This is a genomic window from Butyricicoccus sp., from assembly GCF_050872565.1.
Taxonomy (GTDB): Bacteria; Bacillota; Clostridia; order Oscillospirales; family Butyricicoccaceae; genus Butyricicoccus_A.
This window is the reverse complement of sequence record NZ_JBNMHC010000064.1, coordinates 1-8476: the sequence shown is the minus strand read 5'-3', so window position 1 is coordinate 8476 and position 8476 is coordinate 1. Positions and strand designations below refer to the sequence as shown.

The following is an 8476-nucleotide window of genomic DNA, read 5'->3' as shown; positions in this document are numbered from 1 at the left end:
TTTTTGTGGATTACGTTGATGCTGGCAGCACCGGTTGCGTTTAGTATGCGATATGTCTACCTGCTTTTGGTGGCATTTCCGTTGATTCCGCTGCTCCCGATGTGGACAAAAACTGATGAAAAAAAGAAGGCATGATTTCTGATATGCAGATGCAACAAACAAAGCAGAAAAAGATGCTGTGGCCGTTTATCCTAGCGGCACTGATGTTCGGCGCGATGATAAGCCTCGGCAGAAAGATTCATTTCAGCGGGGATGTACACGCCAGCTACACGCAGAACACCTTTGATGATTTTGCATGGACGGATTTGGCGGTGTTCGCGCTGGCGGCAGTGGGCACGTTCGTGCTGCTGCTCGCACTGGACAGGCTGTATGATGCCATTTCCCGTCCGATGCAGCACAAGACGTTCAACAAAAAGCTGTTTGCCGTGTGCTTTGCGGTGCTGTGTCTGTGTTGGCTGCCGTTTTTTCTAAAAGATTTTCCGGGTTCTGTACTCGGAGATTCGTTCAGCTCGATTGAGCAGGCACTGGGAGATGCGGCGATTTCTAATCATTTTCCGGTTGTGTACACGCTGTTCGTAGCGATTTTTATCAAAATCGGCGCGGCAGTCGGCAGCTTGATGCTTGGCGTCTTTCTCTATTCGTTGACGCAGTATCTGCTGATGGCGGCAGCTTATGCGTATTTTCTGACTTGGTTGGACAGCAAAGGTGTCAGACGCTGGTATATCATCGCATCGCTGCTTTTTTTCGTGATTCCGCAGACGTTCGCGATGAATGCGGTTGTCATGTGGAAGGATCCGCTGTTTACGGTATTTTTGCTGCTGCTGACCATGCAGCTCGTGGATGCCGCGCAGTCGCAGGGAAAAGTGCTTCAGAGCAAAGCATATTTGGCGAAGTGGATGTTGCTGCTGCTCGGCACAATCTTTTTCCGCAATAATGGACTGTATATCGCAGCGGGACTGCTGGTTTTGCTGCTGATTGTCTATCGCAGACAGGCAAAGCGCGTGTGTCTGGTGACACTGAGCGCGATTGTCGTTTCGTGTATCGTCACAGGTCCCATCTATACCGCTTGCGGCGTAGAAAAAGATTCTGTTGTGGAGTCGCTTGGCGTGCCGATTCAGCAGATGGCGTATGTCGTCACGCATGACGGAGAGATGAATGACACGGAGCGCGAAGCGGTGACAACGCTGCTGCCGGAAGAAGAATACCGGCGGGTATACACACCGTGTCTGGTCGATTCCATCAAATGGGATTATGGACATTTCGATAATTATTATTTAAAACAAAACACGGTTCACCTGCTCAAGTGCTGGGGAACCATGTGTTTGAAAAATTTTCCGGCTTACATCAAAGCCTATTGTCTGGAGACCTTTGGTTACTGGAAAATTGGATCGCGCAACAGCTATGGCGATTTAGTATCCGGCATCTCTGAGGGAGAGGAATGGGACGGATATGGGCTGCATACTGTTGATATTTTGCAGCGTCTGCCGGGCGGCACGCTGCTCAGCGAGATCCAAGGAAACTTGCAGCTGCATATGAGCATTGGCACGCTGTTTGCGTTGTGGCTGCTGTGCTTGGCATTGCTGCTGCGGCGCAGAGCGTATACGCTGGCTTTGGTGCTTGCACCGGGAGCATTGCTGTGGATCACGTTGATGTTGGCGGCACCGGTTGCCTTTGGTGTACGGTATGCGTATCTGCTTTTGTCGGCATTTCCGCTGATTCCCGTGCTTCCGACATGGATGACAGAGAAAAAGAAACAGGAGGAAAAATAATCATGGGATTTTTTGATAAAATCAAACAGGGATTGAAAAAGACCAGTGATGCAGTCAGCGAGTCGATTGGCGATGTCATGGCGGCGTTCGTCAAGGTGGACGAAGACCTGCTGGAAGAGCTGGAAGAAGCGATGATTCTGGCGGATCTCGGTGCATCGACGGCATCTCGTGCAGTAGATGAGCTGCGTGACCGCGCCAAGCATCAACACATCAACACAAAAGAAGAGCTGCGCAGTGTGCTGTGCGAGATTCTCAGCGAGATGATGCAGGAGGACAGCGGACTGGACATTTCCAAAAAGCCAGCAGTGATTCTGGTCATTGGTGTCAACGGTGTGGGCAAGACCACAACGATTGGCAAGCTGGCGGCATCGTACACGGCACAGGGAATGCGCGTCATGCTGTCGGCAGCGGATACCTTCCGTGCGGCAGCAGCAGACCAGCTGGAAATTTGGGCCAAGCGCGCCGGTGCAGATATTGTGCGCCACGGCGAAGGCGCCGACCCGGCAGCAGTCGTGTTTGACTCGATTGCTGCGGCAAAGGCGCGCAATTGCGATGTGATTATTGTGGATACAGCCGGACGCCTGCACAACAAGGCGAATTTGATGAATGAGCTGAATAAGATTGACCGCGTGATTACGCGCGAGCTGCCGGACAGCAGCCGGGAAACGCTGCTGGTGCTGGATGCAACGACGGGACAGAATGCCGTTTCGCAGGCAGAACAGTTCAATAAAGTGGCAAAGCTGACGGGCATTGTGCTGACCAAGCTGGACGGCACCGCCAAGGGCGGTATTGTCGTAGCGATTTCCGCCGGACTCGGCGTGCCGGTTAAGTATGTCGGTGTCGGTGAGGGCATTGACGACTTGATGCCGTTTGAGCGCAAGGCGTTTGTCGAGGCATTGCTGCCGGTAGAAGAATTGGATGAAACAGATGAGATAGAGGAAGAATCGGAAGGAGAAGAAGACTAATGGCAAGACCGGATTTACGACGCAACGATGAGATGCGTAAAGTAAAAATTGTAAAGGACTATACGATGTATGCAGAAGGTTCCGTGCTTATTTCCGTGGGCAATACCAAGGTGATCTGCAACGCATCGGTAGAGGAAAACGTTCCGCCGCATGTCAAGGGAACCGGCAAGGGCTGGGTTACGGCAGAATATAACATGCTGCCGCGTGCGACCAACACGAGAAACCGCCGCGATATTTCCAAGCTCAAGCTCAACGGCAGAAGCGCAGAAATTCAGCGTCTGATTGGCCGCTCCCTGCGCGCCGTGACAGACATGGAAGCCCTGGGCGAGAGACAGATTACCGTGGACTGTGATGTCATTCAGGCAGACGGCGGCACGCGCTGTGCGTCTATTACCGGCGGCTATGTTGCGCTTTGGCTGGCGTGCAAGAAGCTGGTGGATGAAGGCGTGATTGCCAAGATGCCGCTGACCGGTCAGGTATCCGCAGTCTCTGCCGGTATTTGGGAAGGCGAACCGATTCTGGATCTGGCATATGCAGAAGACTCTCATGCTATTGTTGATGCAAACTTCGTCATGACGGAAAAGGCAGAGTTTGTAGAGATTCAGGGCACCGGAGAAGGCCGTCCGTTTACCAAGGAAGAGCTGAACAAGCTGATGAGCTTGGCACGCCGCGGAACCAGCAAGCTGTGCCGCGAACAGAGAAAGATTACGGGTGAGATCGGATGAAGATCGTACTCGCGTCACATAATAAGGGAAAGATTCAAGAAGTGACCGACATTCTCGCGCCGTTTGGCATCGAAGTCGAGCCGATTCCGGAGGATTTTCCGGAAATTGAAGAAGACGGCGATTCCTTCGAGGAAAACGCAAAGATCAAGGCGCGGGCGGTGTGCAAGGCAACCGGTCTGCCGGCAGTCGGCGATGACTCCGGTCTGGTCGTCGATGCCTTGGATGGCTTCCCGGGCATTCATTCTGCTCGTTGGGCAGGCCCGAATGTCAGTGCCCATGAGAAAAACCAGCTGCTCATCGAGAAAATGCTGACGGTTTCAGAGGATGAGCGTGGCGCACAGTTTGTCTGCGTGGCGGCGTGCGTTTTTCCGGATGGACGAGAGCTTTCCGTGCGCGGTCAGTGCCGCGGCACGATTCTGAGCGAAGAGCACGGAACCGGCGGCTTTGGCTATGACCCGATTTTCTGTGTGCCGGAATACGGCTGCACGTTCGGTGAGCTGGCATCCGATGTAAAGAATTCAATTTCGCACCGCGCACGCGCCTTTACCGCGCTGGGCAGTGCGCTCAAACAATATGCTGAAGAAGGAGAATAAACATATGCTGACAAGCAAACAGCGTGCGCGCCTGCGCGCAATGGCAAACACACTGAACGACACCGTACTCATCGGCAAGGAGGGCATCACGGATGCTGTCATTGCACAGACCGAAGAGGTGCTGGAAAAGCATGAGCTGATGAAGATCAAGGTTCTGGAGACCGCTATGATGAGCACCAAGGAGGTGCAGGCGGAGCTGTGCGAGGCACTGGACGCAGAACCGGTACAGTGCATTGGCACCAAGACCGTCATCTTCCGCGTGGCACGCGAGCCGGAAAACCGTCACATTGACCCGAACGCATGATGCGGATCGGCATTATGGGCGGGACCTTTAACCCGCCGCACAATGGACATCTTCACGCGGCGCAGCAGGCGGTGCAGGCTCTGCATTTTGACCGCCTGCTGCTCATTCCGGACAACATTCCGCCGCACAAGACCATGCCGGAGCACTCGGCGACGAGTGCCCAGCGGTTAGACATGACACGCTGCATGGCACAGGAGATTCCACACGCGGAAGTCACAGACATGGAGCTGACGCGCGGCGGACGAAGCTATACCGTGGATACGCTGCGCCGACTCAAAGAGACCTATCCGGACAGCACCCTGTATTTTATTATGGGAACCGATATGCTTTTGAGCTTTGACCGCTGGCGGGAGCCGGAGAACATCTGCCAGCTCGCGCATCTCGTTGTCATCGCGCGGGACGAACATGACCGCAGTGCGATTGCACAAAAGGCGGCGTGGCTGCAGGAAACATGGCAGGCACAGGTGGAAATCATTGATTGCCCCGCGCTGCCGGTCTCGTCGACGGAAATTCGTGCTGATCGGGAGCGATGCCGCGAAATGGTTCCCGCAACGGTTTTTGCGTACATAGACCAGCATCATCTCTATTTTTAAATAGATGTGGGGTCACAGATACAGAACGGAGGATAACCATGCTTTATACAGATGAGACAAGACGAGATATCCTTTCCCGCCTGTCAGGCTACCGGCTGAAGCACACGCTCGGCTGCGAGAAGGCTGCGAGAATGCTTGCACAGAAATACGGCGCAGACGAAGACAAATGTGCCTTTGCCATGCTGCTGCACGACATTACCAAGAACTTTTCTCAGGAAGAGCAGTTGAACTTGTGCGAAAAATACGGTATAATACCCAATGATGTTGAAAAAACAGAATGGAAGACGCTGCACGGCAAAACAGCGGCTGCCATTGCAAAGGATGTCTACGACGCACCGGATGATGTCGTTCATGCGATTGCTTATCATACGACCGGCTGCGCCGAGATGAATCTGCTGGATAAGATCGTCTATATGGCGGATTACATAGAAGAAAACCGCACGTTTGAGGGCGTAAAGACCGCTCGCAAGCTGGCAGCCCGCAATCTGGATCAGGCACTGTTGTATGGAATGAATGCGTCTCTGCGTGAGCTGGTACAGCGGGGAAAACTGATTCAGCTGGACACCGTGCGTGCACGGAACTGGCTGATCGGACAGATGCAGGAGCTGAACGAATGAATAGGACGAGTGGTGTATGAACAAAAAGCATAACAAACGGTTCAGTCGCGTACTAACTGGGTTGATTATCGCGGCGGCTGTCTGTATAGGTGGATATTTTGCTTTCTGTTTCTGGATCAATGCATCCGGAGCAATTACAGGAAACGGGGCAAATGTCGATCAAGGCTCGGCAATTGTCGTCAACGGGGCAAACCGTCGAGAGGGCGTGTTTTCGCTTCTCATCTGCGCGACGGATGAAGAGGAAAAACGCACGGATTCCATGATGGTGCTCGTGTTTGACACGAAAAACAGAAAAGCGAATATCATCAATATTCCGCGCGACTCGCTGGTGGACTGCGACCGCACGGGTTCCGGCCGAAAAATCAACGCGGCGTATGCGTATGGCGTAGATGAAATGCTGGACGAAGTGAGTACAGTGATCGGTTTCCGACCGGACAAGTATCTGGTTGCGAATTTCGATGCCATTGCGAAAATTGTCGACGTTGTTGGCGGCGTGGATTACAACATCCCGTTTGATATGTCTTATCATGATGCATCACAGGATCTTTCCATTGAATTTAAAAAGGGCAAGCAGCACCTGAACGGCAAGCAGGTTGTCGAATATCTGCGCTGGCGTCACAACGACGACGGCACGGGATACGATGACGGCGATATTGGCCGCGTGACCAAGCTGCAGGATTTTCTTGTGACGGTTGGCGGAACGGTGCTGCAGCCGAGCAATATCTTTAAAATTCCGGAAATCGCCTCGGCGGTGACGGAGAACGTCAAAACAGACCTGACTACCTCTCAGATTCTTTGGATCGGAATGCAGGGCATGAAGATGGACATGAAGAAGGACGTAGACATGGAGACCCTGTACGGCGACTCTGCCCGCGTCAATTTTGGTCTGGATATTTGGTTCTACATTCTCGATGAAGATATGATTATCGACCAGATCAACAAGAACTTCAACCCGTATACCTACAAGCTGACGGAGGACGATTTTGACATCGTTACCCCGAACACGTATGGCATTTACAGCGAGGACTGGAGACAGGAAAAGGCACTGCGCTACCAGACCTATAAAAACGCGAAAAAGAAGGCTGAGAAACGCGACAGCGGCAGTGCTGCTGTGTCAGACGAGGAATAAATAGAACGGTTCTGCCATGCGGCAGATAAAGGAGATACACGTATGCCGAATACGACAAGAGATTATGTCAAGGCCATGGTCAACGCCATGGACAGCAAGCGCGGGGAAGACATTCAGGTGCTCAAGGTAGCAGACCTGACTTCTATCGCGGAGTACTTTGTCATTTGCAGCGCAACCAGCACCACGCAGGTCAAGACGCTGGCAGACGAGGTAGAGTTTAAGCTCAAGACCGACTATGACGTGATGCCGCATCACGTCGAGGGACACGATTCCGCAAGCTGGATCCTGCTGGATTACGGCTTCGCCCTTGTCCATGTATTTTTGGAGTCGGCGCGCGAATTCTATGGCTTGGAAAAGCTGTGGAAGGATGCGACCGCGATTCCGCTGGAAGAGCTGTAAATACTGCATATTTTTTCGCATAGATCAAATTGTAAGATGGGAGCCATAACATTGGAAAAATACGATTTTAAATCCATTGAAGCAAAGTGGCAGAAGGCTTGGGATGACAAGCAGGCTTTTGCTGCAACAACGGATTATACCAAGCCGAAGTTTTATGCGCTGGTTGAATTTCCGTATCCGTCCGGCGCTGGCCTGCATGTAGGCCATCCGCGTTCCTACACCGCTCTGGATATTGTCGCGAGAAAGCGCCGTATGCAGGGCTATAACGTGCTGTACCCGATGGGCTGGGACGCTTTCGGTCTGCCGACCGAGAACTTTGCCATCAAGAACCACGTGCATCCGGCAGAGGTTACCAAGCGCAATGTCGCTCGCTTTAAGAGCCAGCTCAAGGCACTGGGTCTGTCCTTTGACTGGAGTCGCGAGATCAACACCACTGACCCGAGCTACTACAAGTGGACCCAGTGGATCTTCCTGCAGCTGTTCAAGAAGGGTCTGGCATACAAGAAGGAAATGGCAGTAAACTGGTGCACCAGCTGTAAGTGCGTGCTGGCAAACGAAGAAGTTGTCAACGGCGTTTGTGAGCGCTGCGGCAGCGAGGTTATCCGCAAGGATAAGAGCCAGTGGATGCTCAAGATCACCGAGTACGCACAGCGTCTGATTGACGATCTGGATGATGTCGATTACATCGAGCGCGTCAAGACCCAGCAGAAGAACTGGATCGGCCGTTCCACCGGTGCGGAAGTTGACTTCCAGACCACAGAAGGCGACACCCTGACCATTTATACCACTCGTCCGGATACCCTGTTCGGCGCAACGTATATGGTTATCTCTCCGGAGCATCCGGTGATTGAAAAGTGGGCAGACAAGCTGAGCAATATCGACGCTGTTCGCGCATACCGCGAGGAAGCAGCACGCAAGTCTGATTTCGAGCGCACCGAGCTGGTCAAGGAAAAGACCGGCGTAAAGCTGGACGGCGTTCGCGCCATCAATCCGGTAAACAACACGGAGATTCCGATCTTCGTTTCCGACTATGTTCTGATGAGCTACGGCACCGGTGCCATCATGGCAGTACCGGCGCACGATGACCGCGACTGGGATTTTGCCAAGGCATTTGACCTGCCGATCATCGAGGTTGTCAAGGGCGGCAATGTACAGGAAGCAGCTTTTACCGATTGCGCAACCGGCATCATGGTTAACTCCGGCTTCCTCAACGGCATGACCGTAGACGAGGCAAAGAAGGCAATCACGGAGTTCCTGACCGAGAAGAAGGTCGGCCATGCCAAGGTCAACTACAAGCTGCGTGACTGGGTATTCTCTCGTCAGCGTTACTGGGGCGAGCCGATTCCGCTGGTCAAGTGTGAGAAGTGCGGCTGGGTTCCGGT

Annotated in this window: 10 protein-coding genes; all 10 read left to right on the top strand. The window is 53.0% G+C overall.

Translation table 11 applies throughout. The features are described 5' to 3' along the window. Positions 1-143: 143 nt before the first annotated feature. Positions 144-1769 carry a DUF6020 family protein gene (locus ACR0P9_RS04400; RefSeq protein WP_432617692.1) on the top strand — a complete coding sequence of 542 codons (1626 nt, stop codon included), beginning with the start codon at positions 144-146 and terminating at the stop codon, positions 1767-1769. A gap of 2 nt (positions 1770-1771) precedes the next feature. After that, positions 1772-2734, top strand: a complete 963-nt coding sequence (ftsY, locus tag ACR0P9_RS04395; protein ID WP_432617690.1) for a signal recognition particle-docking protein FtsY — start codon at positions 1772-1774, stop codon at positions 2732-2734. Next, positions 2734-3459, top strand: coding sequence for a ribonuclease PH (rph, locus tag ACR0P9_RS04390; protein WP_432617688.1), 726 nt, complete (start codon positions 2734-2736; stop codon positions 3457-3459). The genes ftsY and rph overlap by 1 nt, the downstream gene beginning before the upstream one ends. Further along, the gene (gene rdgB, locus ACR0P9_RS04385; protein ID WP_432617686.1) at positions 3456-4052 is read left to right on the top strand and encodes an RdgB/HAM1 family non-canonical purine NTP pyrophosphatase; all 597 of its coding nucleotides are present in this window, start codon (positions 3456-3458) and stop codon (positions 4050-4052) included. The genes rph and rdgB overlap by 4 nt, the downstream gene beginning before the upstream one ends. Before the next feature lie 4 nt (positions 4053-4056). Then, positions 4057-4356: a YhbY family RNA-binding protein gene (locus ACR0P9_RS04380; protein ID WP_432617684.1), complete on the top strand. Its 300-nt coding sequence runs from the start codon at positions 4057-4059 to the stop codon at positions 4354-4356. A 14-nt stretch (positions 4357-4370) separates the two neighbouring features. Beyond that, positions 4371-4949, top strand: coding sequence for a nicotinate (nicotinamide) nucleotide adenylyltransferase (nadD, locus tag ACR0P9_RS04375; protein WP_432617682.1), 579 nt, complete (start codon positions 4371-4373; stop codon positions 4947-4949). A 38-nt stretch (positions 4950-4987) separates the two neighbouring features. Next, positions 4988-5566: a bis(5'-nucleosyl)-tetraphosphatase (symmetrical) YqeK gene (gene yqeK / locus ACR0P9_RS04370; RefSeq protein WP_432617680.1), complete on the top strand. Its 579-nt coding sequence runs from the start codon at positions 4988-4990 to the stop codon at positions 5564-5566. Between the two features lie 16 nt (positions 5567-5582). Beyond that, the gene (locus ACR0P9_RS04365) at positions 5583-6695 is read left to right on the top strand and encodes an LCP family protein (RefSeq protein WP_432617678.1); all 1113 of its coding nucleotides are present in this window, start codon (positions 5583-5585) and stop codon (positions 6693-6695) included. Between the two features lie 42 nt (positions 6696-6737). Further along, positions 6738-7094, top strand: a complete 357-nt coding sequence (gene rsfS, locus ACR0P9_RS04360; RefSeq protein ID WP_432617676.1) for a ribosome silencing factor — start codon at positions 6738-6740, stop codon at positions 7092-7094. 36 nt (positions 7095-7130) lie between these two features. Next, positions 7131-8476: leucine--tRNA ligase (gene leuS, locus ACR0P9_RS04355; RefSeq protein WP_432617674.1), on the top strand; the 1346-nt coding region annotated here is incomplete at its 3' end.